The following is a 24961-nucleotide window of genomic DNA, read 5'->3' as shown; positions in this document are numbered from 1 at the left end:
CCATCCGCCATAAGCCCGCGACCTGCGCTGCCTACCGGGCGGCGCGGACCCTTTTTGCACGACAGGCCTGGCAGGCATCGGCTTTCCCGCGAAAGCCGCGCTTGCCCTGCCGAACAAGGCCCCGGAGACGGACCGTGAAGAGAACCTATCAACCCAGCAAGCTGGTGCGTAAGCGCCGTCACGGCTACCGCGCCCGCATGGCGACCAAGGGCGGCCGCAAGGTCATCGCCGCTCGTCGCGCCCACGGCCGCAAGCGTCTGTCGGCCTGATGAGCCCAAAGGCGCGCGTTTCTGGCGCGCCCGTTCCGGAAGACTGGCCAACCGCCATGCGCCTCGCCCGTCTGACGCAACGCAAGGACTTTCTCGCGGCGGCCGAGCACGGCCGCCGTTTTCGTTCGTCCGCCTTCACCGTGCAGGTGCTCGACAAGCCGGCCCAGGAGGGCCTGCGCCTCGGGCTGACGGCCTCGCGCAAGACCGGCAACGCCGTGGTGCGCAACCGCATCCGCCGTCGCCTGCGCGCTGCCGCTGCCCTCGCCCTCGCGGAGCAGATCGGCAAGCCCTGCGATCTCGTGATCGTCGCCCGGCCCGAGACCGTCCAGGCCGATTTCACCGCGATGGTCGCCGACCTTTCGGTCGCGTTCGACCGCGCCCGCCCAGCCGGTGGCGGCAAGCGCCGCTCCGCCCCCCGCAAAGCCTCTTAGAGGCCCGTCAGGGCCCGCGAGACTGCCTCCGAGACGGATGATGAAAGAAGACAACCGCAATCTGCTGCTGGCGATCACGCTCTCGGTCGTCGTGCTGCTCGGCTGGCAATATTTCTACGGCCTGCCGCAGGCGGAGAAGCAGAAGCAGATCGCCCAGCAGAACCAGCAGACGCAGACCCAGCAGGCGACGCAGCCTGCCGGCGCGCCGGCCGCCCCTGGTACTGCACCGGCTCCTGCCGCCGGCGCCGCCCCGGCACAGCCCGGCCAGACGCCGGTCACGGCGGCTCCCGTCGCCGCGACCCGCGAGGCGGCGCTCGCTGCGGGCCCCCGCCTCAGGATCGACACGCCCAAGATCGCCGGCTCGCTCTCGCTGACCGGCGCACGCGTCGACGACGTCTCGCTCAAGGCCTATCACGAGACGGTCGACCCGAAGAGCCCGATCATCGTGCTGTTCTCGCCGGCCGGCGGGCCGAACGCCTACTACTCCGACTTCGGCTGGGTCGCCGGGCCGGGCGCCAATGTCGCGCTCCCCGACGCCAAAACGGTCTGGACCGCCGACAGCGAGGTCCTGACTGCGGCCAAGCCGGTGACGCTGACCTGGGACAACGGCCAGGGCCTGCTGTTCAAGCGCACTATTTCGGTCGACGACAATGCGATGTTCACGATCCGCGACGAGGTCGAGAACAAGAGCGCGAACGCCGTCTCGCTCTACCCGTATGGCCAGGTCGTGCGCGTCGGCAAGCCGCAGACGCTCGGCTATTACGTGCTGCACGAGGGCATGATCGGCTCACTCGGCGACCAGGGCCTGCAGGAATACACCTACGACGCCATCGACAAGGAGCCGGCGCTCGGCTCGGCGACGCATGGCAAGGCCTGGAAGGACGTGGTCGGCGGCTTCGTCGGCATCACCGACAAGTACTGGGCCGCCGCCGCCATCCCCGACCAGGGCAAGAAATACGAGGGCCGCTACTCCTCGGTGCAGACCGGCGCGGTGCGCACCTACCAGGCCGACTTCCTCGGCGAGGCCGTCAATGTCGCCCCCGGTGCCTCGGCCACCGCCTCCTCGCGCCTGTTCGCCGGCGCCAAGGAAGTCGCGGCGATCGACGGCTACGAGAAGAACCAGGGCATCAAGCGCTTCGAGCTGATGATCGACTGGGGCTGGTTCTATTTCATCACGAAGCCGATGTTCTACGTGATGGACTGGGTCTACAAGCATGTCGGCAATTTCGGCATCGCGATCCTGGTCGTGACCGTCCTGCTGAAGGGCCTGTTCTTCCCGCTCGCCAACAAGTCCTACGCCTCGATGGCGAAGATGAAGGCGGTGCAGCCGGAGATGATGGCGATCCGCGAGCGCTATGCTGACGACAAGATGAAGCAGCAGCAGGCGCTGATGGAGCTGTACAAGACCCAGAAGATCAACCCGCTCGCCGGCTGCTGGCCGGTGCTGGTGCAGATCCCGGTCTTCTTCGCGCTCTACAAGATCCTGTTCATCACCATCGAGATGCGGCACGCGCCGTTCTATGGCTGGATCCGCGACCTTGCCGCGCCCGATCCGACCAATCTCTTCAATCTGTTCGGCCTCCTGCCCTTCACGCCGCCGGCCATGCTGCATCTCGGCATCTGGCCGATCATCATGGGCATCACGATGTTCGTGCAGATGAAGATGAATCCGGAGCCGCCGGATCCGGTCCAGAAGATGATGTTCACCTGGATGCCGGTGTTCTTCACCTTCCTGCTCGGCTCGTTCCCGGCCGGCCTGGTGATCTACTGGAGCTGGAACAACCTGCTCTCGGTCCTCCAGCAGGGCTTCATCATGAGGAAGCACGGCGTGAAGATCGAGCTGTGGGACAACCTCAAGGGCCTGTTCGGCAAGAAGCCGGCTGCTGCGACCGCCGGCGCCACGCCGCCCAAGCCCGCGAACAGCAACAAGAAGTGAGGCACGGGGCGTAAGCCCCCCGCCACGACGAGACGGAAAACGCCGGATGCCTCCTTGGCTCCGGCGTTTTGCTTTTTGCGCCGCTGTGCGGCTTGTCCCCGGCGCTGGCGATGTGCTTAGTGCCGCGCCATGCCCTTACCCGATCCCAAAACCCGCCATCCGATCGCCGGCTGGAAGGGCACGGCCTTCCTCAAGGCGGTGGTCGACCATCCGCTCGTGGAGGTCGGGGACTACAGCTATTACGACGACTCGCGCGGTCCCGAGCATTTCCTCGCCCGCTGCGTGCGCTATCATTTCGACTTCATCGGCGACCGGCTGATCATCGGCAAGTTCGTCGCGATCGCCCAGGCGGCGCAGTTCATCATGAACGGCGCCAACCATCCGATGGGCGGCTTCTCGACCTATCCGTTCGGCATGTTCGGCTTCGAGAACGTGCCCGACTTCACCCGCGACGGCCTGCCTTTGCGCGGCGACACCGTGATCGGCAACGACGTCTGGATCGGCCGCGAGGCGGTGGTCATGCCGGGCGTCACGATCGGAGACGGCGCGATCATCGGCACCCGTGCGCAGGTCTCCCGCGACGTGCCGCCTTATGCCGTCGTCGTCGGAAATCCCGGCCATGTCGTGAAGCTGCGCTTTCCGCCGGAGGTGATCACGGCCCTGCTCGAAATCCGCTGGTGGGACTGGGAGCCCGAAAAGATCGCGCGCAACCTGCCCCTGATCGCCGGCGCGGACATCGACGCGCTGCGCGCCGCCGTGTAGGCAGGGGCGATGACATCTGACCAGACCACGCCCTTCAGCGACGACGAACTCGAATCCGCCCGAAAACTCTTCGAGGGGCCATGGGATTTCGTCTGGGCCTCGACCCGGATCGACGACCTGCCGCCCATGGTCGGCCAGGAGATCGCCTTCGCTGGCCGCTCCAATGTCGGCAAGTCGAGCCTGATCAACGCGCTGACCCGTCGCAACGCCCTGGCGCGCACCTCGCACACGCCGGGCCGCACCCAGCAGCTCAACTTCTTCCGCCAGGTCGGCCATGACGAGCGCCTGACCATCGTCGACATGCCCGGCTATGGCTATGCCGCCGTCGGCAAGGAGAAGGTTGCGGCCTGGACGAAGCTGATCCACGATTATCTGCGCGGCCGCGCCAATCTGATGCGCGTCTACGTGCTGATCGACGCCCGCCACGGCATCAAGGACGTCGACGGGGACGTGCTGGAAACGCTCGACAAGGCCGCCGTCTCCTATCAGGTGATCCTGACCAAGGGCGATGCGCTCAAGAAGTCCGAGCAGGAGGCGGTGATCGAGGCGACCGCCGCGAAGATCAAGCGTCGGCCTGCCGCCTTCCCCGAGGTGCTGCTGACCTCCAGCGAAAAGGGACTCGGCATCCCCGAATTCCGGGGGGCGATCGCGCGGGCGCTGGCGGAGCGGGCGTAACCCGTCGCGAGTCCCGGAGAGCGACATGTTCAAGGCGGTGACAGACAGCGCTGCGGCAGCCGATGGCGGCTCGCTCGCCCTCTTCGTCGAGCGCCTGGACGGGACGACCGAGACCTTCGTGATCAACCGCTCGATCGCAAGCCGCGGAACAGCCTCCTACAACAAGGTGTCGTCGAATTTGCGTGCGCTCACGCCGGCGGACTGCATGGATATCGCTGCGGCGCTCGAGGCCTTGGCGGCCGAGACTCCGAGCATCCATCCGGTGGTCGAATTCGTCGGTGCGCTCAGGCAGCAGCGCTGACATGCCAGCTCGCAGAAGCCGTTCAATATCGCAATCGAATGTTTTTTCATTGCTTATGCGCAATCTCGGACTTGCCGTGCCCAGGGGCGACAAGCGCGGTTGAAAGCCCCATCTTACTTGGGGGCGGCGTTGCCGCCCGCAAGTCTGGAGCAACCCCATGTCCGCAGCCACAGAGACGTTGGCCAATCGCAATGAAGCGCTCGACGCTCCCGTCCATATCGGCGCGGTCTCACTGCGTGTGCGCGATCTTTCCGGGCTGACGGCCTTCTATCGCGATGCGATCGGGCTTTCGGTGATCGAGCAGAATGCCGATCATGCCGTGCTCGGCGCCGGCGGCGAGCCGCTGGTGAAGCTGGAAGCCGGTGCGCAGCACCCGTCCTCGGCCGCAGGCCTGTTCCATATGGCGATCCTGCTGCCCTCGCGCCGCGATCTCGGCAATTGGCTCAGGCATGCGGCGGAGACGCGCGTCGGGCTGGAAGGCGCCTCGAACCATCTCGTCAGCGAGGCGCTCTACCTCTCCGATCCCGAGGGCAACGGCATCGAGATCTATCGCGATCGCAGCCGCCCCGAATGGCCGCGGCTCGACGGTGGCCGCATCGCCATGGCGACGGAGCGGCTCGATCTCGATGCGCTGCTGCGTGACGCTGAGCCCCGCGCCTATGCCGGCATGCCGGAGGGCACGGTGATGGGCCATATCCATCTACGCGTCGGCGATGTCGCGCAGGCCGAGGGCTTCTATCGCGATGCGCTCGGCTTCGAGGTGATGGTGCACTATCCCGGTGCGAGCTTCATGGCGACCGGCGGCTATCACCACCACATCGCGACCAATACCTGGCACAGCCGCGGCGCCGGCCCGCGCCGGGACAATGAGGCGGGCCTGGCGAGCTTCGAGCTCGTCGCGCGCGATGACGAGGCGCATGCGGCCGTGAGCCGGCGTTTGGCGGCCTCCGGCGGCGATGCAGCCTCTGCGGTCGACCCCTGGGGCAATCGGATCACGCTTCGAGGCTGAGTTCTTCAGCGCTCCAGCAGATGGCTGCGGCGGGTACCGCCGCTATCTGGCCGAAAGCCCATCGCCTCCCAGAAGGCGGAGGCGCCGGCATCGGCGGCGTTGAGCGAGAGCCGCGGCGCCAGCGCAAGGCCCTGCTGGATCAGGGCGCTGGCGAGGACGCGGCCGACGCCCTCGCGCCGGTTGCCCGGCCGGACATAGACGTGGCGGATGCGTAAGAGATCGGGAGCGGGGTCATAGGGATCGGGCGTTACGGCGCCGATCGCCGCCAGCATGCCCTCGCGATAGACGGCTAGCAGCGTGTTGCGCTCGTCCTCGCCAGCGTAGCGGCCGGCATCCCATTCTTCCAGGATTCCCTCGACGAAGCGGTAGCCCTCGGCCGCCGCCTCATCCTGCAAGGCGGGCAGATCGTCCGGCAGGGCTTCGCCGATCCGGACGATCTGCAGGCTCGTTTGCGTCACAGCCCCTCGAAGAGGGCGCTGGAGATGTAGCGCTCGGCGAAGGAGGGGATGATCACCACGATCGTCTTGCCGGCGTTCTCCGGCCGGGCTCCGACCTCCAGGGCCGCGGCAATCGCTGCGCCGGAGGAGATGCCGGCCGGGATGCCCTCGGCCTTGGCGAGCGCCCGCGAGGTCTCGAACGCCGTCTGGTTGCCGACGGTGACGACCTCGTCGATGACGCTGCGGTCGAGGATGCCCGGCACGAAGCCGGCGCCGATGCCCTGGATCTTGTGCGGGCCGGGCTGGCCGCCCGACAGGACCGGCGAATCCTCCGGCTCGACCGCAACCATCTTCACCGACGCCTTCTTCGCCTTCAGCACCTGGCCGACGCCCGTGATGGTGCCGCCGGTGCCAACGCCGGAGATGACGATGTCGACCGCGCCATTGGTGTCGTTCCAGATCTCCTCCGCCGTGGTCTTGCGGTGGATCGCCGGGTTGGACGGATTCTCGAACTGCTGCGGGATGATCGCGCCCGGAATCTCGTTCTTGAGCTCCTCGGCCTTGGCCACGGCGCCGCGCATGCCGCCGGGACCGGGCGTCAGCACCAGCTCGGCGCCGAGGAAGGCCAGCATCTTGCGGCGCTCCAGCGACATCGTCTCGGGCATGACCAGGATCAGGCGATAGCCGCGCGCGGCGGCGACGAAGGCGAGCGCGATGCCGGTATTGCCCGAGGTCGGCTCGATCAGCGTGCCGCCGGGCTTGAGCGCGCCGGAGGCCTCGAGCGCATCGATCATCGAAACGCCGATGCGGTCCTTGACGCTGGAGATCGGGTTGAAGAATTCGAGCTTGGCCAGGATCGTCGCCTTGACGCCGCGCTCGGCCGGCAGGCGGTTCAGGCGGACCAGCGGGGTGTCGCCGATCGTGTCGGTGATCGAGTCGTAGACGCGGCCGCGACCGGGGATATGGGCGGGCTTCTGCGCTGCATCGGCCATGGCGGCCTCCCTTGCTGATGGTCTTGGCGGTCAGTCTTGGATCAAGAACGAGCGTTCAGGCTAGCATCAAATTACAGAATCTGTCGAGGAATGAAGTATTTAACGGATCAAATTGTAAAATCAGTATCGACCGATGATTTTCCGGTGGCGGACCGCTCCTCGGCCTCGCGGCAGAGATCGGCCACGGTGACCGCATCGAGCCTGGCGAGCCAGGCCTCCATGGCCTGCTGCATCATCGGGTCGATCACGGCGTCGACCAGGGCCGAACGCGGCAGTGGCGGCAGGGTTTCGTCGGCATTGGCCTGCATGGCGGCGCGAACGATTTCGCCGGCGGTGATGCGCCGGCGCTCCCGGGCGAGTTCGTAGCCGCCGCGCGGGCCGCGCACGCCCTTGAGAATGCCGACCCTGACCAGCGCCTGCAATACGGTTTCAAGATGGCGCGGCGGCAATTCGTGCCGGGCCGCCAGCGCCTTGGCCGCCACCGGGGTGGGCCGGGCATGCAGGGCGATGTCGACCACCGCGGTGACCGCGAGCAGGCTGCGGCGCGAGAGCTGGATCATGCCTTGCCTCCGGCTGCCTGCCGCGGCGTAGCATTGCTCACCCCGGTCGAGCCGAAGCCGCCCGCGCCGCGCGTGGTTTCGCTGAGTTCCTCGACCTCGACGATTCCCACTTGCAGCACCGACGCGACGACCAGTTGGGCGATACGGTCGCCATGCTGGATGGCGAAGGTCTCCTGGCCGTGATTGATCAGGATGACCCCGACCTCGCCGCGATAGTCCGCGTCGATCGTGCCGGGCGTGTTGAGCAGCGTGACGCCGTGCCGCAGCGCCAGGCCCGAGCGCGGCCGGACCTGCCCTTCGGTTCCCTCGGGCAGTTCGAGCACGAGGCCGGTCGGCACCAGCAGCCTTGCGCCAGGCTCCAACCGCAGCGGTCCGTCAGGCAGAGCCGCGCGCAAATCGAGCCCGGCAGCGCCAGCGGTCTCATAGACCGGTGGCGGCAGATCGTGGGCGTGCGGCAAGCGGCGGATGCGGAGCGTCGCCATCGGCCGTCAGCCCTTATGTGCCAGCAGATCGGCGAAATGCGCGACGAGGCGCGTCGCCACCTCCGATTTGGGGAGCGTCGGCCAGGTCTCGACGCTGTCGGTGGTGACGAGGTGGACGGTGTTGGCGTCGCCGCCCATCACCCCGGTACCGCCGACATCATTGGCAACGATCAGGTCGCAGCCCTTCTTCGCCAGCTTGGCGCGGGCATAATCGACGACGTTCTGCGTCTCGGCCGCGAAGCCGACGACAAGGGCCGGCCGGTCGATCTCGCGCGCCGCGATGGTGGCGAGGATGTCGGGGTTCTCGACCAGGGCCAGGCTGGGCGGCTTGCTGCCGTCCTTCTTCATCTTCTGGCCGGCAGTGCCGGCGGTGCGCCAGTCGGCGACGGCGGCGGCGAAGATCGCGATATCGGCCGGCAACGCGCTTTCCGTTGCCGCCAGCATGTCGCGGGCGCTCTCGACATGGACGGTGTCGACGCCGGCGGGGTCCGGGATGGTCACCGGGCCGGAGATCAGCGTCACCTGCGCTCCGGCCGCTGCGGCCGCTGCGGCGATGGCGTGGCCCTGCTTGCCGGAGGAGCGGTTGGCGATATAGCGCACCGGATCGATCGGCTCATGCGTCGGGCCGGAGGTGACGAGCACGCGCTTGCCGGTGAGCGGCTTCGGCCCGGAGGGGGCGCCGCCGGGCAGGCGGCCGAGGAAGCCGATCGAGGGCGTCTGCCTGTTATCGCCGGCGAGTGCCAGCTCGATCGCAGCCAGCAGCTCATGCGGCTCGGCCATGCGGCCGGGGCCGCTCTCGCCGCGCTCGGCCATGGCGCCGGAATTGGGGCCGACGACGAGGACGCCGTCCTTCTGCAGCGTCGCCATGTTGCGCCGCGTCGCCGGGTGCTCCCACATCCGCGGGTTCATCGCCGGCGCGATCAGGATGCGCTTATCCGTCGCCAGGAGGGCTGTGGAGGCCAGGTCGTCGGCATGGCCGTTCGCCATCTTGGCGATCAGGTCGGCGGTGGCGGGCGCGACGACCAGCAGATCGGTCGAGCGCGACAGGGCGATATGGCCGATATCGGCCTCGTCCGTCAGCGAGAACAGATCGGTGAAGCATTTCTCGCCCGCGAGCGAAGAGACTGCGAGCGGCGTGACGAACTGCTCGCCGGCTTTGGTCAGGATGCAGCGGCAGGCGATGCCGTGATCCTTCAGGCGCCGGATCAGCTCCAGGCACTTATAGGCGGCGATGCCGCCGCCGATGATCAGCAGGATGGAGCGGGAAGCGGGCAAGGGCGTGGCTCCGGAAGGCAGTGCGCGCCGTTTGGTAGCATCGGCCGGGCCGGGCTGTCATGTGCCGTGCAACGCTGCACGAGCGGCGCGTCAGTGACGCATGTTGCAACCGCACCATGCGCTCGGCTAGTTGTTTTCGGGCGTCCCTTACGATCATCCAGCGACGAAGGCATTCCGATGAAGAAGGTTTTTCCTGACGCCAAGGCGGCGCTCGCCGGCGTCGTCAAGGACGGCATGACCATCATGGCCGGCGGTTTCGGCCTCTGCGGCATTCCCGACACGCTGATCGAGGCGATCCGCGACTCCGGCGCCAAGAACCTGACCTTCATCTCCAACAATGCCGGCGTCGACGGCGCCGGCCTCGGCATCCTGCTCGAGACCAAGCAGATCAAGAAGATGATCTCGTCCTATGTCGGCGAGAACAAGCTCTTCGCCGAGCAGTACCTCTCCGGCCAGCTCGAGCTCGAATTCAACCCGCAGGGCACGCTGGCCGAGCGCATCCGCGCCGGCGGCGCCGGCATCCCGGCCTTCTTCACCAAGACCGGCGTCGGCACGTTGATCGCCGAGGGCAAGGAAGAGCGCGAGTTCGACGGCGAGCGCTACATCATGGAGCGCGGCCTCTTCGCCGACATCTCGATCGTCCATGCCTGGAAGGGCGATACCGAGGGCAACCTCGTCTACCGGAAGACGGCGCGCAACTTCAATCCGATGATGGCCTCGGCCTCGCGCATGACGATCGCTCAGGTCGAGCATCTCGTCCCGGCCGGCGAGATCGACCCCGATCACATGCACACGCCCGGCATCTTCGTGAAGCGCATCGTGCACGTCGCCAATCCGGTGAAGCGCATCGAGCAGCGCACCGTGCGCAAGCGCGAAACGGCTTGAGAGGAGATCACACACATGGCCTGGACCCGTGAACAGATCGCCGCTCGCGCCGCCAAGGAGCTGAAGGACGGCTTCTACGTCAATCTCGGCATCGGCATCCCGACGCTCGTCTCGAACTACATTCCCGACGGCATGAGCGTGCAGCTCCAGTCGGAGAACGGCATGCTCGGCATGGGCCCCTTCCCCTATGAGGGCGAGGAGGATCCCGACCTGATCAACGCCGGCAAGCAGACCATCACCGAACTGCCGACGACGAGCTATTTCTCGTCCTCGGATTCCTTCGGCATGATCCGCGGCGGCCATATCGACCTCTCCATTCTCGGCGCCATGCAGGTGGCCGAGAATGGCGACCTCGCCAACTGGATGATCCCCGGCAAGATGGTGAAGGGCATGGGCGGCGCCATGGACCTCGTCGCCGGCGTCAAGAAGGTCGTCGTGGTGATGGAGCACGTCGCCAAGAACAAGGACGGCTCGGAATCGCCGAAGCTGCTCAAGGCCTGCGACCTGCCGCTGACCGGCGCCGGCGTCGTCGACATGGTGATCACCGATCTCGGCGTCTTCTCCATCGACGAGAACGGCGGCGGCATGACGCTGATCGAGCTCGCCGAGGGTGTTTCCCTCGACGAGATCAAGGCCAAGACCGAGGCGGACTTCAAGGTCGCGCTCTGACCTCGCAAAGCCGCGCCAGCGTCTCCGCGAAGGCGCGCGCGGCCGGGCCCATCGCCTCGTCGAGGCGGTGGGCGAGATAGGCTTCGGCCGGCAATTGCGCGTTGCGGCCGAGTGCCCCGGTGGCGACCCGGACCAGCCTGCCTTCGGCGAGATCGCGCTCGATCAGCCAGTTTGGCAGGCGGCCCCAGCCGAGCCCGGCCAGGATCATCGCATGCTTGGTGTCCTGCCCGGTGACGCGGCAGGTCTGCGGCGAGAGCACGCCGAAATCCTGCGCACCCGAGATCGGCGTCGGGTCGATCTGTACGATCTGGAGATGTGCGGCGAGCTCTGACCGCGTCAGCAGACGCCCCTCTCCGGCGCTAGCGAGCGGATGCGTCGCTGCGACGACTGCGATCATCTCGATCGCTGTCAGCGCCTCGATCGCGATGCGTGGATCGCGAAAGTTCTCGCCGACGGTGATGGCCAGCGCGCTGCGTCGCTCCAGCAAGGCGGCGATCGGCCCGCCGAGCGGCTCGATGGCGAGCCGGATCGAGACCGACGGGTAGTGCTCGCGCAGGCCGGCGAGGGCCGCGCCGATCAAAGGCGAGGGGAAGAGCACGTCGATGGTCAGCGACAATTCGATCTCGACGCCACGGCTCAGGCCATGGGCACGGGCCTTCAAGGCGCCGACACGCAGCAGCACCTCCCTGACATCGGCGAGCAAGGCCTTGCCCTCCGCCGTCAGGGTTGGGCGATGGGCCGAGCGGTCGAATAGGGATAGGCCGAGCTGCGCTTCCAGGTTCGCGATGGCGTGGCTGATGGCGGACTGGGCCCGTGACAGCCGCGCCGCCGCCGCGCGAAAGCTGCCGGCTTCGGCGACGGCCATGAAGGTCCGCATCTGGTCGAGGGTCAGCGCATCGAGCATGATCGATTCCCTTGATCGACTCGATGCCAATTATCTCACTTTTCGAGATCGACAGGAAACCACATCTCGGGGCAGCGCTGCGGCGCCATCCAGGAGTCGAGCATGACTGATCGCCCCGCCCCGGCCATCACCGCGAGATCGCGCTCATGACGACCGTCGTTGCAACACCCGGCGTCAAAACCGACTGGCTCGCCATCACGGTTGTCATCGCCAGCGGCATCGTCGCGGCGCTGCAGGTCGGCAAGGCGGCGATCGCGATGCCGCTGGTGCAGGCCGAGTTCGGGCTCGATCTCGCCACGCTTGGCTGGCTCGCCTCGATCTTCGCCGTGCTCGGCATGGTCGGCGGCATCCCGGCGGGCACGCTCGCCGTCGGCCTGGGCGCGCGGCGCGTCCTACTGCTCGGCCTGCTGGCGGTCGCGCTCGGCGCCTTCCTCGGCGCGGCGGCGCCGCGCTTCGCGATGCTGCTCGCTTCGCGCGTCGTCGAAGGCCTCGGCTTCCTGCTGGTCATCATCGCCGGGCCGTCGATCCTCCAGCGCATCGCCGCTCCGGCCCAGCGCGACATCGCGATGGCGCTGTGGAGCTGCTTCATGCCGACCGGCATCGCGCTCGCCATGCTGGCCGGGCTCTGGCTCACCGATTGGCGCATGATCTGGCAGGTCACGGGAGCGCTCGCGATCATCGCGATCGCGTTGACTTTGCTGGTCGTGCCGAAGACCGGCAGCGGCACCTCCCCCTCCTGGAAGGCTCTTGCCGGCGATGCCGGCGCGGTGCTGAGCACGCGCGAGCCGCTGCTGATGGCGCTGACCTTCGCGCTCTACGCGCTGATGTTCTTCGCCTTGTTCAGCTTCCTGCCGGTGCTGCTGATGCAGCGCATGCAGGTCTCCCTGGCGACGGCCGGCCTGCTCAGCGCGCTCGCGACCACCGGCAATATCGCCGGCAACCTCCTTGCCGGCCTGCTGCTGTCGCGCGGCATCGGCCGCGTGAAGCTGATCATCGCCGCCAGCATCGCTATGGGCCTGTGCGGGGTCGGCATCTTCCTCGGGCTGCTGCCGGATACCGTGACCTTCGTGCTCTGCGTGCTGTTCGCGGGGGCGGGCGGGCTGATCCCGGCGACCTTGCTCGCCTCCGCTCCGCTTGCCGCACCGTCGGCGAAACTGATGCCGGTCGTGGTCGGCCTGATGATGCAGGGCAGCAATCTCGGCCAGGTCGTCGGGCCGGTCGCAGTCGGCAGTGTCATCGAGGCGCTGGGCTGGCCCTCGGCGGCCGGGGTCGTCGGTGCCGCCGCGCTGCTCGCCATGTTGACGGCGCTCGGCCTGCGCGATGTGCTCGGCCGGGCAGGAAGAGCCTAGTCGCGCTCTGCCAGCCGCGGATCACGCTCCCAACCGGCCCGGACGAGCTCCGGCACATTGTGCTCCTCCTCGGGCCAGCCGAGGCAGAGATAGCCGATCAGCTTCCACTCTGGCGGTGCGCTGACGATTGCAGCGATCTCGGGAGGGTCGAGGATCGAGACCCAGCCGAGGCCGAGCCCATGGGCGCGGGCGGCGAGCCAGAACTGCGTGATCGCCGCCACGACCGAATAGTCCAGCATCTCCGGCATGGTCCGCCGGCCAAGGCCGTGCCCCTGCGCGGTGCCATGGTCGCAGAACACGGCGAACTGCGCCGGCGCCTCGCGCAGGCCTTCGAGCTTGAGGCGGGCATAGAGCGCCGCGCGCTCACCTTCGTACTCAGCCAGCGCATCTGCATTGCAATGGGAAAAGCTCGCCTGAACAGCGAGGCGCTGCTCGGGATCGTCCACCTTCAGCCAGCGCCAGGGCTGCGAATGGCCGACCGAGGGCGAGAGCTGTACCTGATCGAGCAAGCTCGACAGAAGCGCGTCCGGCACCGGCTCCTGCCGGAAGCGCCGGACATCGCGGCGCCAGGCGAAGAGCTCGCCGAGCTTGTCGCGGAAGCCGTCGTCGAAGACGGGCGGCGCGCTCACGACCCCTCCCGCACCGCGATGGCGTGGAAGAAGGAGCCGGAGACGAGGCCGCGGCGGCTGCCGGCGGGTATAGGCGCCGAGCCATGCGGGTCGGTGACCTCCGCGAAAGGCAAGTCCTCGCCCTGAGAGATCACGGTCGCGTAGTGGAACTCGTGGCCGCTGAGGCGACTGCCCGCGGGGCCGAGCGGCCCATCCGTGGCGAGCACTGCATTGCGATAGCCGAGATTCATCTTGCGCTTGGCGAAGCTGGTCTCGACGCAGAGCAGCCCGGCCATGGTATGGCTGACGCCATCGGCGTCGATCAGGCTCTTGCCCAGCACCATGTAGCCGCCGCACTCGCCATGGACCGGGCGGGTGCGGGCGAAATCGCGCAATCCATCGAGAAAGCGCGACGAGCCGGCGAGCCGACCGGCATGCAGCTCGGGATAGCCACCCGGTAACCAGCAGGCGTCGCAGCCCTCCGGCGGTGGTTCGTCGGCGAGCGGCGAGAACGGCACGAGCTCGGTTCCCAGCGCGCGCCAGCCGGCCTCGACATGCGGGTAGACGAAGCTGAAGGCTGCGTCGCGGGCGATGGCGAGGCGCTTGCCCGGTGCTGGCAGCGGTACGGTCTGGCGCGTGGAAGCCGGCAAGGCGGTCGCGCCGGCTGCGGCGATGACGGCATCGAGATCGACCGCTGCCGTCACCGCTTCAGCGAGCGCATCCAGGCGCTGGTGCAAATCCTCGGTTTCGCCGGCCTGGACGAGGCCAAGATGGCGCTCGGGCAGGATCAGGCTGGCCTCGCGCGGCAGCGCACCGAACACAGGGAGACCGATCTTCTCCATGCCGGCAGCGGCCAGCCGGCGATGGCGCTCGCTCGCGACCTTGTTGAGGATGACGCCGGCGACGCGGATGCGCTTGTCATATTCCATGCAGCCGAGCGCGACTGCGCCCGCCGACTGCGCCTGCCCGGAGACGTCGACGACCAGCACCACCGGCCAGCCGAGCAGCGCTGCGATGTCGGCGCCTGTGCCGGTATGCCCGTCAGGGCCGGGCACGCCGTCGAACAGCCCCATCGAGCCCTCGGCAACGATGATGTCCGCGGCCCCGGCCGCAGCGTTGGCGATCTGCCCGAGCAGCGCATCCGGCATTGCATAGCTGTCGAGATTGGCGCTGGGCGCACCGGTCGCGGCGGCGTGGAAGGCCGGGTCGATATAATCCGGCCCGCATTTCAGCCCGCGCACCTTGAGGCCACGCCGGGTGAGCGCCCGCTGCAGGCCGAGCGTGATCGTGGTCTTGCCCGAGCCGGAACGCGGCGCGGCGATGAGGATTCCACGGGCTGTCATCAGCAGTCTTTCTCGTCATTGCGAGGAGGCGCAGCCGACGAAGCAATCCAGGGACGGTCGAACGAGCCCTTCTGGATTGCTTCGCTTCGCTCGCAATGACACTCAGCCATCAGATGCCGCCCCCGGGCCGGAAGCGGCGATCATAGCCGGTGGAGTACAGCGCGCTTTCGCCGAAATCGGTGCTTGCCAGCGCCGGGCCGACCAGGATCAACGCAGTGCGCTCCAGCTCTGCCGCCCGCACCCGATCGGTGATGTCGGCAAGACGTCCGCGCAGGATGCGCTCTTCCGGCCAGGAGGCGCGGAAGACGATCGCGACCGGACAGTCTGCGCCATAGAAGGGTGTCAGCTCCGCGACGACCTGCTCGACCACATGGATCGAGAGATGGATGGCGAGCGTCGCGCCCGAGGCGGCGAAGGTCGCGAGTTTTTCCGCCTCGGGCATGGCCGAGGCGCGGCCGGAGGTGCGCGTCAGCACCAGGGATTGCGCGACGCCGGGCAGGGTCAATTCGCGCTTGAGCGCCGCCGCAGCCGCAGCAAAGGCCGGCACCCCCGGCGTGATCTCATAGGGGATGCCGAGCTGATCGAGCCGGCGCATCTGCTCGCCCGTCGCGCTCCAGATCGAGATGTCGCCGGAATGCAGCCGGGCGACGTCCTTGCCCTCGGCATGGGCCGCCTCGATCTCGGCGATGATCGCGTCGAGATCGAGCGGGGCGGTGTCGACGATGCGCGCGCCGGGCGGGCACCAGCCGAGCATCGCTCTGGGGATCAGCGAGCCCGCATAGAGGCAGACCGGGCATGAGCCGATCAATTCGCGTCCGCGCAGGGTGATGAGATCGACCGCGCCGGGCCCGGCACCGATGAAATGGACGGTCACGCGGCGCCCCTAGCCAGAGCGCAGGTGACGCGGGCGGTGGCGATGCGCGGCTGGATCAGGATGGCGCCCGGGCCGGCGGCGGCGAGCGCGGCGGCTTCCGCTACCGAGCCGACGCCGTAGAGTCCGGAAATCCGGGTCGAGCGCGTTGCGCAGGCGGCCTCGAAGCCGGCGAGCGCTTCGTCGGGGATGGCGACGAGCGTCAGATCATGCGCCTGCGCCACCGCGGCGAGCCCTGGCTCGTCGCGGCGTGAGGCCAGGGTAGCGAGGCGCTTGATCGCATCCGCCGGCAGGTTGGCTGCGGCCAGTGTCTGCGTCAGGCAGGCCTCGATATCGGCTTCCGATGTCCCCGGGCGCAGGCCGATGCCGGCGGTGATGCCGCTCACGGCTTCACCACGCGCCATTGCGTCACTGCCATCGCCGCGCGCCAGCCATGCATCGTCCCGATCGGATCGAGATGCGAGACGCCGACGCGGCGTAAGTTTCCGCCATGGACCGAGAACAGCCCGGCCAGCCTGGCTTCGCCCTCGATCGTCACGGCATTGGCCACCAGCCGCCCGCGCGGCTTCAGCGCCGCGAAGGCGGCTTCGAACACACCGGGGTCGGTCAGGCCGCCGCCAATGAAGACGGCGTCCGGCGAGGCTTTTCCGGCGAAGCTCTCGGGCGCCTTGCCTTCGACGACCTCGAGTGGCGGCGCGCCGAGCGCGAGCCGGTTGCGGGCGATGCGGGCGGCGCGCTCCGGCCGCTCCTCGAAGGCGATGGCGCGGTTGTGGCGATGGCGCAGGCTCCATTCGATGCCGATCGAGCCCGAGCCGGCACCGATATCCCAGAGCAGCTCGCCGGCGCGCGGCGCCAGCGCCGAGAGCGTGATCGCGCGGATATCGGCCTTGGTGAGCTGGCCGTCATGCTCGAACCAGTCGTCGGATAGCCCGGTCGCCAGCGGCAGGATGTGGGCATCGCGGCTAGCGACGACCTCGATCGCCAGCAGGTTGAGCGGCACGATGCCATCCAGCGCGAAGCTGTCGGCACGGGCTTGCCTGATGCGTTCGTTCGGGCCGCCGATCGTTTCCAGCACGGTGATCGTGCTTTCGCCGAAGCCGCGCGCGCTCATCAATTGGGCGACGGCGAGCGGCGTCGAATCATCCCAGGACAAGGCGAGCACCCGCGCGCCCGGCTGGAGAAAAGGGATGATCCTCTGAAGGGCGCGGCCATGCAGCGAGACCAGCCCGCATTCCTCCTGCGGCCAGCGCATCCGCGTGCAGGCCATCGAAAAGGAGGAGAGCTGCGGGATGACGCGCATCTCCGCCGCCGGCACCGCCTTGGTCAGCCCGGCGCCGATGCCGTAATGGAACGGGTCGCTGGTCGCGAGCACGCAGACATTGCGGCCCTTTTCGGCCAGGATCGCCGGCAGCGCGTTGCGGAAAGGTTGCGGCCAGGGCCGCGCCTCGCCGGGCACATCGCCGATCAATTTGAGATGGCGCTCGCCGCCGAAGACGATTTCGGCACTCTCCAGCGCGGCCAGCGCCTCGGCGCAGAGCCCGGCGCGGCCATCCTCGCCGAGTCCGACCAGCGACAGCCAGGGCCCGGGCGGCATGCTCGACAGTTTGGTCGTTTCAGGCGAAAACTGTTCCATGACGGTCCTCATCCTCGGCGGCACCAGCGAAGCGGCTGCGCTCGATCAGCTCCTGGCCGAACAGGCACCCGAAATTCGCGCCGTGATCTCGCTCGCGGGTCATACCTCCGACCCGCGCCCCTTGTCCTTGCCGACCCGCACCGGCGGTTTCGGCGGCATTGCCGGCCTCCGGCAATATCTCCTCGACGAGGGTGTCGTCGCCGTCATCGACGCGACCCACCCCTTCGCCGCGATCATGCCCTATCACGCCGAAGCTGCCTGCAAGGCGGAAGGCGTGCCGCTGCTGGCGATCCGGCGCGAAAGCTGGAAGCCGCAGAACGGCGACCGCTGGAAGAGCGTGCCCGACATCGACGCTGCCGTCGAGGCGCTCGGCGATGAGCCGCGCCGGGTCTTCCTGACCATCGGCCGGCTCGAACTGCCGCACTTCTTCGCAGCCCCGCAGCACGAATACCTCATCCGCGTGATCGAGCCTGTGAGCGATCTGCCGCTGCCGAATGCCAAGGTGCTGCAGCAGCGCGGGCCGTTCGAGGCCGAGGCCGAGGAGAAGCTGATGCGGGAGGAAGGCACTGAGGTCCTGGTCAGCAAGAACGCCGGCGGGCCGATGACGCTCGGCAAGCTCGTCGCCGCGCGCCGGCTCTCCTTGCCGGTGATCATGGTCGAGCGGCCGCCCAAGCCCGATGTCGAGACCGTCGAGCATATCGATCAGGTCCTGCCCTGGCTGGTGACGCAGGGGCTCTTCGTCACCGAGCGCGGCGTATAGACGATCGGGTTTTCGCCCTCGCGGGCGATCAGGCGCGTCGCGCTGGCCCCGATCATCACCAGGGTCGCCATGTCGGCGGTTTCGGCGGCCGCGATGGCTTCCGCCAGCGTCAGGATGCGCAAGCTCTCGTCGGGCCGCCCGACCGCGCGGGCGAAGATCACCGGCGTCTCGGACGCGCGGATGGTCGCCGCCAGCTCCAGCGCCTTGCCGAGCTGCCAGGGCCGCGCCTTCGAGATCGGGTTGTAGAGGCAGATCACGAAATCGGCCGACAGCGCCGCAGTGAGCCGCGCCGTGACGACATCCCAGGGTTTCAGATTGTCCGAAAGCGAGATCGCGCAGAAATCGCCGCCGAGCGGCGCACCGGCCTTGGCCGCGGCCGCCAGCATCGCGGTGATGCCAGGCTCGACCGTGATCTGGAGCTTGCGCCAGTCAGGCTCGCCCGCTTCCAGCGCCTCGAACACCGCCGCGGCCATGGCGAAGACGCCGGGATCGCCGCCGGAGACGACCGCGACCGCCTTGCCTTCCGCTGCCAGCATCAGTGCGTGGCGCGCACGCTCAACCTCGACGCGGTTGTCGGAGGCGTGCTTGGTCTGGCCGTCACGCGCCGGGACGCGGTCGAGATAGGGGCCGTAGCCGACGAGATCGCTGGCGGCTTCGAGCGCGGCCAGCGCCGAGGGCGTGAGATAGCGCGCCTCGCCGGGGCCAAGGCCGATGATGGCGAGCGAGCCGCTCACAGCCGCCGCCCCTCGCCGGGAACGAGGATCATCGAGAAATAGGGCGCCTCGTCGTCGGGCTTTTCCGCGAGACGGGTCACCACTTGCCCGGCCATGGTGGCGCGCTCGACATAGATGGCGCGGTTAATCAGCCCCGCTGCCTTCAATGCGCGGCGCACTTTTGGCAGGTTGCGGCCGAGCTTCATGATCACGGCGGCATCGGTGTCGGCGAGGCGGCGGGTCAGTTCGCCCTCGGCGAGCGTGCCCGGCACCACCGTCATCACGTCGTCACCCCAGCTGATCGGCGCGTCGGCACGGGCCCAGGCGCCGGCCATGCCGGTGACACCCGGCACCACCTCGGTCGGGAAGCGATGGGCGAGGCGGCGCCACAGATGCATGAAGGAGCCGTAAAAGAAGGGGTCGCCGTCGCAGAGCACGGCGATGCTGCGGCCTTCAGCCATCTCGCCGGCGAGCTGCTCGGCCGCTTCGTCATAGAAGGCGGCGATCGGCCCGGTATAGCCCTCGTCGTCGACCGGCACCTCGATCGTCACCGGGAAGGCGAGTTCGATCTCGCGGGCCGGATCCGGCGCGATGATGGCGTCGGCCGTGATGCGGGCATTGCCGCGCCGGCCGCGCTTGCAGAAATGGACGAGCCGGTCGGCCTTCAGGATGATGTCGCGGGCACGCACGGTCATGTAGTCGGGATCGCCGGGCCCGAGGCCGACGCCATAAAGCAAAATGCTGGGCGCTTGGTTGCTCACGCCGCTCATTCCTTCACCTGCGCCAGCGCGTTGACGGCCGCCGCCGCCATGGCAGACCCGCCGCGCCGGCCGTGCACGACGAGGAAGGGCACCCGCCCGTCCTGCGCCAGCGCTTCCTTCGATTCGGCAGCGCCGACGAAGCCGACGGGGATGCCGATCACGGCGGCCGGCTTCGGTGCGCCTTCGTCGAGCATGTCGAGCAGGCGAAACAGCGAGGTCGGCGCATTGCCGATGACGACGACGGAGCCTTCGAGATGCGGGCGCCAGAGCTCCATCGCCGCGGCCGAGCGCGTCGTACCCATCTCCTCGGCGAGCTTAGGCACGGAAGCGTCGGGCAGCGTGCAGATCACTTCGTTCTTCGCCGGCAGGCGGGCGCGGGTGACACCGTCGGCGACCATGCGGGCATCGCACAGGATCGGCGCGCCTTTTGCCAGCGCGGCCTCGGCTGCCTCTGCGAAATCCGGCGACATCACCACGTCCTTGGGCAGGTCGGTCATGCCGCAGGCATGGATCATGCGGACGACGACGCGCTCGGCCGTGCCGAAAAACCGCGACAGGTCGGATTCGGCCCGGATGATGGCGAAGGAGCGCTCGTAGATCGCGGCTCCGTCGCGGATATAGGCGTGACGCGTGTTCAACTTCCAACCTGCTTCTAATGCCGCGCCGCTTGCAGGCGCGCGCGGATGTCCTGACCCGGTTCGAGCCGGCGCACAAGTTCTCCCAGCGAGAGATGTGCGATGGCGGCATCGCTGGTGCCGCCATCGATGATCACGTCATAATGCCCATCGCGGCCGACCAGAGTGAGGGCGGCGCGGCCGGGATGGGCGCAGGACTTGGCGCAGCCGGAGACGTGGAGGCTGAGACCGTCGGCCAGCAGCGGTGCGATCGCGTCGGAAAGAACGGCGGCATCGGTCAGGACCGGCGCTTCGCCGCGCGTGCAGGCGGGTGCTCCAGTACAGGCCGAGACGGCAAGGCGTGGGTCGTCCGCCTCGACGATCAGGCCTTCGCTGTGCAAGGACGCTCGCAGGCTGGTCGCCGCGTCAGCCGAGAGGCCGCAGAAGCCGAAGCCGCGCCAGGGCGATAGTCTGATCTCGCGGACATCGGCTTCGCGGGCGATTTCGCCGAGCCGGCGCAAGCCGGCGGCATCCGTTCGGCCGAAGGGCAATCCGGCCAGCACCGCGACTCTGTTGTCCCGCTCGGCGACGAGGCCGACTGGTGACGGCTTCGGCCGGCTGGCAGGGGCAGGCATCAGCGCGAGCCCACTCGATGCAGCCAGTGCGGTCAACTGATCCGGACCGAGATCACGCATGCGGCGGACCTTCTCGGAGCCTCGCCAGCTCGCAGCGACGAAGCCGCCGAGCAGGCGAGCCGCCAGCGGCGGCGCCTCCTCGAGCGCAACCGGACCGAACCAGAGTTCGCCCGATAGGCCGAATGCGACTGTGTCGCCGGTGACGGCACGCAGCCTGAGATCGGCGGCAAAACCGTCGAGCGCCAGCGCGCCGCCGTCGACGACGATCGAGAACTTCGCCGGTAGGCCTGAAACGGTGCGGCCGGCATTCTCGACTGCTTGCGCCAGCGCGGCTGCGTCGAGCAGTTCGTCCGCCGCCCGGCCGGCGAGCGGGGAGGTCAGCACCAGCCGGTTCGGGCCATCGCCCTCCGCTTCGTCGACGAGACCGGCCGCGAGCAGATCGTCGACCAGCGCCGGATGCGCTTCCTCGCGGATGCCGCGCAGTTGCAGGTTGCCACGGCCAGAAATCTCGATCTGGCCGTTGCCATGCCGGCTCGCCAATTCGGCGACAGAAGCGAGCTGGTCCGGGGTCAGCGCGTTGCGCGGCGGATGCAGGCGTACCAGCAGGCCGTCGCCGGTCAGCATCGGCCGCAAGGTGCCGGGGCACCAGCCGCGCCGCATCGTCTCGCGGACCGTGGCGCTCATTCCGCGGCCTCCCGGCCCGAGAGCATTGCCGCCGAGTTCGATCGGCTTGTCCAGAGACCGCGCTCCTGCGCCTCGGCAAGGCGGGAGCGGATCGAGGCGGCGGCTGGTGCATTCGCCGTCTCCAGCGCCTGCCAGATGGCGGGATCGCCGCAATAAGCCTGGAACACCGAATCGAACAGGCCGTCCGAGACCGCATCGGTGCTCGCCGCATAGACGAAGAGCGCATCGATCGCCTCCGCCAACTCGGCCGCGCCGCGCCAGCCATGGGCGAGATGGCTCGCGATCCACCGGGGATGGCAGAGCCGGCCATGGACGATGCGCGAGACGTCTTCGGCGAGGGTACGCGCCTTCGGCTTTTGCGGATCGGAGGTATCGAGGCTGTAGAGCGCAGTCTTGCCGCCCTCGGCCTGCATCGCGGCGACGAAGCCGCCGATCACGTCGGCCGCGCTGGTCGCTTCGAGGATGTCGCGCCCGGCGGTGTCGCTGACATGGACGAAGGCGTCGGCCTCCTTGACCCGGGTGGTGAAGCTTTCATCGGGCGAAGCAGCGCCGTCCGGCCCGCCATAGGCATGGCTCGTTGCGGCGATATAGGCGCTGCCCAACTCCGAGCGGGTCTGCCAGTCGCCATCGAGCGCCCGGTCGGCCATGGCAGCGCCATAGCGGCCGGGCGCAGCACCGAAGATGCGCGCGCCGGCCTCGCCACGGCGTCGGGCCGCCGCGGGCTCATTCCACTCGTCGGACTCGTCGAGCGCGGCGACGGCACGTGCGGCGCCATCGAGCAGAGCGATCTGCGCCGGAAACGTGTCGCGGAAGGCGCCGGAGATCCGGATGGTGACGTCGGCGCGCGGTGCGGAGAGCTTGGCCTGCGGGATGATCGAAAAGCCGGTGACGCGGGTCGAGCCATGGTCCCAGACTGGCTCCACGCCCATCAGCCGCAAGGCATGGGCGATATCCTCGCCGCCCGAGCGCAGGGTCGGCGAGGCCCAGAGATCCATCACGATCCGGCGGGGATAATCTCCCTCGTCCTGGAGATGCCTGGCGATGACAGCCTCGGCCGCCTTTGTTCCGAGCTTTGCGGCCGAGCGTGTCGGCAAGGCGCGCGGGTCGAGGGTCGAAAGGTTGCGTCCGCTCGGCAGCACGTCGGGCCGGCCGCGATGCGGCGCGCCGGCCGGGCCGGGCGGCACGAAGCCGGCATCGATCGCCCTGAGCAGGTTGCGGCGCTCGTTCTCGGCGGAGGCCGGATCGGCTTGCGAGGAGCCGAAGACATGGAGTCCGTCGCGGAAGGCGGTCTCGGCGAGATCGCAGAGATGAGCGTCGAGCGCCGCGAGTGCGCTTGCCATGTCCTGATCGGGCGTGACGCCGCTCGCCGCGGCGAGGCCTGTCCGCTCGGCCCGGTCGATGATCTCGCGCGCTACCAATTCGGCCCGGCGCGGATCGAGCACCTGCGCCTGCGAGTACTCCTCGACGAGGTCGCGCAGCAGCGCCGCTTCGCCGGCGATGTCGTGGTTCGCCAGCGGTGGCGGCAGGTGGCCGAGCGTCAGCGCCGAGAGCCGGCGCTTCGCCGGCGCCGCCTCGCCGGGATCGTCGACGACATAGGGGTAGATCACCGGCAGGGCGCCGACCGCGAGCCGCGGCCAGCAGGCGGCCGAGAGTGCCACCGCCTTGCCGGGCAGCCACTCGGTCGTGCCGTGGGTGCCGAGATGGATCAGCGCATCGGTGCCGAGGATTTCGCGCAGGCCGAGATAGAAGGCGAGATAGGCGTGCCCCGGCGGCGCATCGGGGTCGTGATAGCGCGCCTTGCGGTCGGGCGAGGCGTCGCGCGGGGGCTGCAGCGCTACGGCGAGCTTGCCGAAGCGGACGAGTCGGAAGCGGGAGGCTTCGTTGATGCAGGCGGGGTCGGGCTGGCCGTGGCTGGCGAAGAGAGCTTCGCGCGCTGCGGCCGGGATTGAGGCGAGCCAGGCGCGATAGGCGGCGAGCGGGACGGCGAAGTCAGCTGGGCCTTCGGTGAGCGCCTGCATGAGGTTCGCGCCATCTGGGTGAGATGTCGTGGGACCAACGTCATACCCCGCCCCACCCAGCAGTTCCCGGATCGCCAGCGCGCTCGTCGGCGTATCGAGGCCGACGGCGAAGCCGGCGCGGCCGCCGCGGGCGGGGTAGTCGGACATCACCAGCGCGAGCCGGCGTTCGCTGCACGGCTTGCGGCCGAGTGCGATCCAGTTCGCCGCGAGGTCTGCGAGCGCGGTTATGCCGTCGTCATCCGGCGTCAGCCGCCGCAATGTCAGGCCGGTGGCGGGATCGGCGATCTCCTCCTTGAAGGCGACCGGGATGGCGCCGAGCCTTCCGTCGAATTCCGGCAGTGCCGCCTGCATGGCGAGGTCGGCGGCGGAGAGCCCACGTGGCGATTCTGCCCACGCTTCGCGCGCGCTGCCGACCGGTACGGCCTGCAGAATCGGGCAATTGGCGGCGTCGAGCACGAAGCCTTCGCCGTCGCGGGCGGAGAAGGCCGTGGTGGTGACGATCAGCGCCGGCTTGCGGGAGGCGATCAGCGCGGCGAGCTCGGCAGCGACGCTTGCGTCCTTGAGGCTGGTCAGGGCGAGGGGAAGCGGGTCGAGGCCGCGTGCGGCGAGAGCTGACGCGATCGCCTCGACCATGGCCGTGTCACCGGCGGCGACGCCGGAGCGGTAGACGAGGATGGGAACAAGGGGGGTATCGGTAGGCAGCGCGGCGAGCGCTTCCTGCCAAGGCAGCGGCGCGGCGTTGGCGCCGAGCGCGAATAGCGTGGGGAGCGGGACAGGGGCAAGGTCGCGCTGGCCCTGATCTCCCTGCCGGGGAGGGGAGAAGGGAGCTGTCAGTGCGGCTTCGTCCCTCTCCCCTCGGGGGAGAAGGTGGCCCGGCGAAGCCGGGTCGGACGAGGGCCGTGCGGCGAGATAATCACTGGCCCGCCCCAGCAGCCGCCGCATGTTCTCGGCGCCGCCACCGGCATGGAAATAGCCGAGCAGGGCGGCCGCGAACTCCTGTGGCACGGTGCCGTAGCCGGCGAGCCGCTCGTCCTCCCGGTCGTCGCCAGGGAGCACCGCCAGCGCGACCCCATGCTGCCGGCAGGCGCTGGCGATCTGCTCGACGCCGTAGCGGAGATAGTCGAGCCCGCCGAGGCAGCGCAGCAGCACGAAGCGCGAGCTGGCGAGCGTTTTCTCGATCAGCAGGTCGATCGAGAGCGGGTGCTTGAAGCGCCTGAGCGGCACCAGGCGTAAGGTCAGCCCGCTATCGGGCGCTGCCGCCGCCAGGGCAGAGAGGTCGCTGTCGCTGAAGGAGAGGACGACGAGGTCTCCCGGCGGCAGAGCGAGGTCGACGGCGTCTTCGCCGTCGTCGAGCCTCACTTCGCTGGTCGGGAGAAGGTGCATCG

At 68.7% G+C, this 24961-nt stretch carries 27 protein-coding genes; 11 read left to right on the top strand and 16 right to left on the bottom strand.

Features of this window, described 5'->3' with window-relative positions; genetic code table 11:
* The first annotated feature begins 134 nt into the window (after positions 1–134).
* From rpmH to AC3WLC_RS22785, 7 genes are all read left to right on the top strand, one after another.
* Complete coding sequence (gene rpmH / locus AC3WLC_RS22815; RefSeq protein ID WP_038364779.1) at positions 135–269, top strand: 50S ribosomal protein L34; 135 nt, start codon at positions 135–137, stop codon at positions 267–269.
* 56 nt (positions 270–325) lie between these two features.
* Positions 326–700 (top strand): ribonuclease P protein component, encoded by a 375-nt coding sequence (gene rnpA / locus AC3WLC_RS22810; protein WP_493686204.1) that lies wholly within the window; start codon positions 326–328, stop codon positions 698–700.
* A 40-nt stretch (positions 701–740) separates the two neighbouring features.
* On the top strand, positions 741–2636 hold the full coding sequence (yidC, locus tag AC3WLC_RS22805) for a membrane protein insertase YidC (RefSeq protein WP_493686203.1): 1896 nt from the start codon (positions 741–743) through the stop codon (positions 2634–2636).
* Positions 2637–2765: 129 nt separating this feature from the next.
* On the top strand, positions 2766–3398 hold the full coding sequence (locus AC3WLC_RS22800) for a CatB-related O-acetyltransferase (RefSeq protein WP_493686202.1): 633 nt from the start codon (positions 2766–2768) through the stop codon (positions 3396–3398).
* A 9-nt stretch (positions 3399–3407) separates the two neighbouring features.
* On the top strand, positions 3408–4073 hold the full coding sequence (yihA, locus tag AC3WLC_RS22795; RefSeq protein ID WP_493686201.1) for a ribosome biogenesis GTP-binding protein YihA/YsxC: 666 nt from the start codon (positions 3408–3410) through the stop codon (positions 4071–4073).
* Between the two features lie 25 nt (positions 4074–4098).
* A complete protein-coding gene (locus AC3WLC_RS22790) occupies positions 4099–4374 on the top strand; it encodes a hypothetical protein (RefSeq protein WP_493686200.1) in 276 nt (91 codons plus the stop codon).
* A gap of 157 nt (positions 4375–4531) precedes the next feature.
* Positions 4532–5383 (top strand): VOC family protein, encoded by an 852-nt coding sequence (locus tag AC3WLC_RS22785; protein WP_493686199.1) that lies wholly within the window; start codon positions 4532–4534, stop codon positions 5381–5383.
* A 5-nt stretch (positions 5384–5388) separates the two neighbouring features.
* Here AC3WLC_RS22785 and AC3WLC_RS22780 read toward each other — a convergent pair whose 3' ends face one another.
* The 5 genes from AC3WLC_RS22780 to AC3WLC_RS22760 all read right to left on the bottom strand — a co-directional run bounded on the left by AC3WLC_RS22780 (position 5389) and on the right by AC3WLC_RS22760 (position 9129).
* Entirely contained in the window at positions 5389–5841 is a 453-nt protein-coding gene (locus AC3WLC_RS22780; RefSeq protein WP_493686198.1) for a GNAT family N-acetyltransferase, read from the bottom strand.
* Positions 5838–6812: a cysteine synthase A gene (gene cysK, locus AC3WLC_RS22775; protein ID WP_493686197.1), complete on the bottom strand. Its 975-nt coding sequence runs from the start codon at positions 6810–6812 to the stop codon at positions 5838–5840. The genes AC3WLC_RS22780 and cysK overlap by 4 nt, the downstream gene beginning before the upstream one ends.
* 107 nt (positions 6813–6919) lie before the next feature.
* Positions 6920–7372, bottom strand: a complete 453-nt coding sequence (locus AC3WLC_RS22770; RefSeq protein WP_493686196.1) for an RrF2 family transcriptional regulator — start codon at positions 7370–7372, stop codon at positions 6920–6922.
* A complete protein-coding gene (gene dut, locus AC3WLC_RS22765) occupies positions 7369–7854 on the bottom strand; it encodes a dUTP diphosphatase (RefSeq protein WP_493686195.1) in 486 nt (161 codons plus the stop codon). The genes AC3WLC_RS22770 and dut overlap by 4 nt, the downstream gene beginning before the upstream one ends.
* A gap of 6 nt (positions 7855–7860) precedes the next feature.
* Positions 7861–9129: a phosphopantothenoylcysteine decarboxylase domain-containing protein gene (locus AC3WLC_RS22760; RefSeq protein ID WP_493686194.1), complete on the bottom strand. Its 1269-nt coding sequence runs from the start codon at positions 9127–9129 to the stop codon at positions 7861–7863.
* Positions 9130–9306: 177 nt separating this feature from the next.
* Here AC3WLC_RS22760 and AC3WLC_RS22755 point away from each other — a divergent pair, with 177 nt between their 5' ends.
* Positions 9307–10014, top strand: coding sequence for a CoA transferase subunit A (locus AC3WLC_RS22755; protein WP_152015937.1), 708 nt, complete (start codon positions 9307–9309; stop codon positions 10012–10014).
* A 15-nt stretch (positions 10015–10029) separates the two neighbouring features.
* On the top strand, positions 10030–10683 hold the full coding sequence (locus tag AC3WLC_RS22750) for a CoA transferase subunit B (protein WP_493686193.1): 654 nt from the start codon (positions 10030–10032) through the stop codon (positions 10681–10683).
* Here AC3WLC_RS22750 and AC3WLC_RS22745 read toward each other — a convergent pair.
* Positions 10667–11587 (bottom strand): LysR family transcriptional regulator, encoded by a 921-nt coding sequence (locus AC3WLC_RS22745; RefSeq protein WP_493686192.1) that lies wholly within the window; start codon positions 11585–11587, stop codon positions 10667–10669. The two genes, AC3WLC_RS22750 and AC3WLC_RS22745, sit on opposite strands and share 17 nt — an antisense overlap.
* A gap of 146 nt (positions 11588–11733) precedes the next feature.
* Here AC3WLC_RS22745 and AC3WLC_RS22740 point away from each other — a divergent pair, with 146 nt between their 5' ends.
* Entirely contained in the window at positions 11734–12936 is a 1203-nt protein-coding gene (locus AC3WLC_RS22740) for an MFS transporter (protein WP_493686191.1), read from the top strand.
* Here the strand turns inward: AC3WLC_RS22740 and bluB are convergent.
* The 5 genes from bluB to cbiE form a co-directional block, all read right to left on the bottom strand.
* A complete protein-coding gene (gene bluB, locus AC3WLC_RS22735; protein ID WP_493686190.1) occupies positions 12933–13565 on the bottom strand; it encodes a 5,6-dimethylbenzimidazole synthase in 633 nt (210 codons plus the stop codon). The two genes, AC3WLC_RS22740 and bluB, sit on opposite strands and share 4 nt — an antisense overlap.
* Positions 13562–14890 carry a cobyrinic acid a,c-diamide synthase CobB gene (locus AC3WLC_RS22730; RefSeq protein ID WP_493686644.1) on the bottom strand — a complete coding sequence of 443 codons (1329 nt, stop codon included), beginning with the start codon at positions 14888–14890 and terminating at the stop codon, positions 13562–13564. The genes bluB and AC3WLC_RS22730 overlap by 4 nt, the downstream gene beginning before the upstream one ends.
* Positions 14891–14996: 106 nt before the next feature.
* Complete coding sequence (gene cobM, locus AC3WLC_RS22725) at positions 14997–15761, bottom strand: precorrin-4 C(11)-methyltransferase (RefSeq protein ID WP_493686189.1); 765 nt, start codon at positions 15759–15761, stop codon at positions 14997–14999.
* A complete protein-coding gene (locus tag AC3WLC_RS22720; protein ID WP_493686188.1) occupies positions 15758–16144 on the bottom strand; it encodes a cobalamin biosynthesis protein in 387 nt (128 codons plus the stop codon). The genes cobM and AC3WLC_RS22720 overlap by 4 nt, the downstream gene beginning before the upstream one ends.
* The gene (cbiE, locus tag AC3WLC_RS22715; RefSeq protein WP_493686187.1) at positions 16141–17391 is read right to left on the bottom strand and encodes a precorrin-6y C5,15-methyltransferase (decarboxylating) subunit CbiE; all 1251 of its coding nucleotides are present in this window, start codon (positions 17389–17391) and stop codon (positions 16141–16143) included. Before cbiE ends, AC3WLC_RS22720 begins: the two co-directional genes overlap by 4 nt.
* On the opposite strand from cbiE, the gene AC3WLC_RS22710 reads away from it, so the two are divergent.
* On the top strand, positions 17390–18151 hold the full coding sequence (locus AC3WLC_RS22710) for a cobalt-precorrin-6A reductase (RefSeq protein ID WP_454029317.1): 762 nt from the start codon (positions 17390–17392) through the stop codon (positions 18149–18151). The genes cbiE and AC3WLC_RS22710 overlap by 2 nt on opposite strands.
* Here the strand turns inward: AC3WLC_RS22710 and cobJ are convergent.
* From cobJ to cobN, 5 genes are read right to left on the bottom strand one after another with little or no spacing between them, the layout of a single operon-like run.
* Positions 18094–18885: a precorrin-3B C(17)-methyltransferase gene (cobJ, locus tag AC3WLC_RS22705; RefSeq protein WP_493686186.1), complete on the bottom strand. Its 792-nt coding sequence runs from the start codon at positions 18883–18885 to the stop codon at positions 18094–18096. The genes AC3WLC_RS22710 and cobJ overlap by 58 nt on opposite strands.
* A complete protein-coding gene (locus tag AC3WLC_RS22700; RefSeq protein WP_493686185.1) occupies positions 18882–19634 on the bottom strand; it encodes a precorrin-2 C(20)-methyltransferase in 753 nt (250 codons plus the stop codon). Before AC3WLC_RS22700 ends, cobJ begins: the two co-directional genes overlap by 4 nt.
* Positions 19631–20263, bottom strand: coding sequence for a precorrin-8X methylmutase (locus AC3WLC_RS22695; protein ID WP_493686184.1), 633 nt, complete (start codon positions 20261–20263; stop codon positions 19631–19633). The genes AC3WLC_RS22700 and AC3WLC_RS22695 overlap by 4 nt, the downstream gene beginning before the upstream one ends.
* Before the next feature lie 14 nt (positions 20264–20277).
* Positions 20278–21558, bottom strand: coding sequence for a precorrin-3B synthase (cobG, locus tag AC3WLC_RS22690; RefSeq protein ID WP_493686183.1), 1281 nt, complete (start codon positions 21556–21558; stop codon positions 20278–20280).
* Positions 21555–24959, bottom strand: a complete 3405-nt coding sequence (gene cobN / locus AC3WLC_RS22685; RefSeq protein ID WP_493686182.1) for a cobaltochelatase subunit CobN — start codon at positions 24957–24959, stop codon at positions 21555–21557. Before cobN ends, cobG begins: the two co-directional genes overlap by 4 nt.
* Between the last annotated feature and the right edge of the window lie 2 nt (positions 24960–24961).

The organism is Allobosea sp. GW821-FHT03A12 (assembly GCF_058986765.1).
The sequence above is the reverse complement of the archived record's forward strand: the minus strand, read 5'-3'. Positions and strand labels throughout refer to the sequence as shown.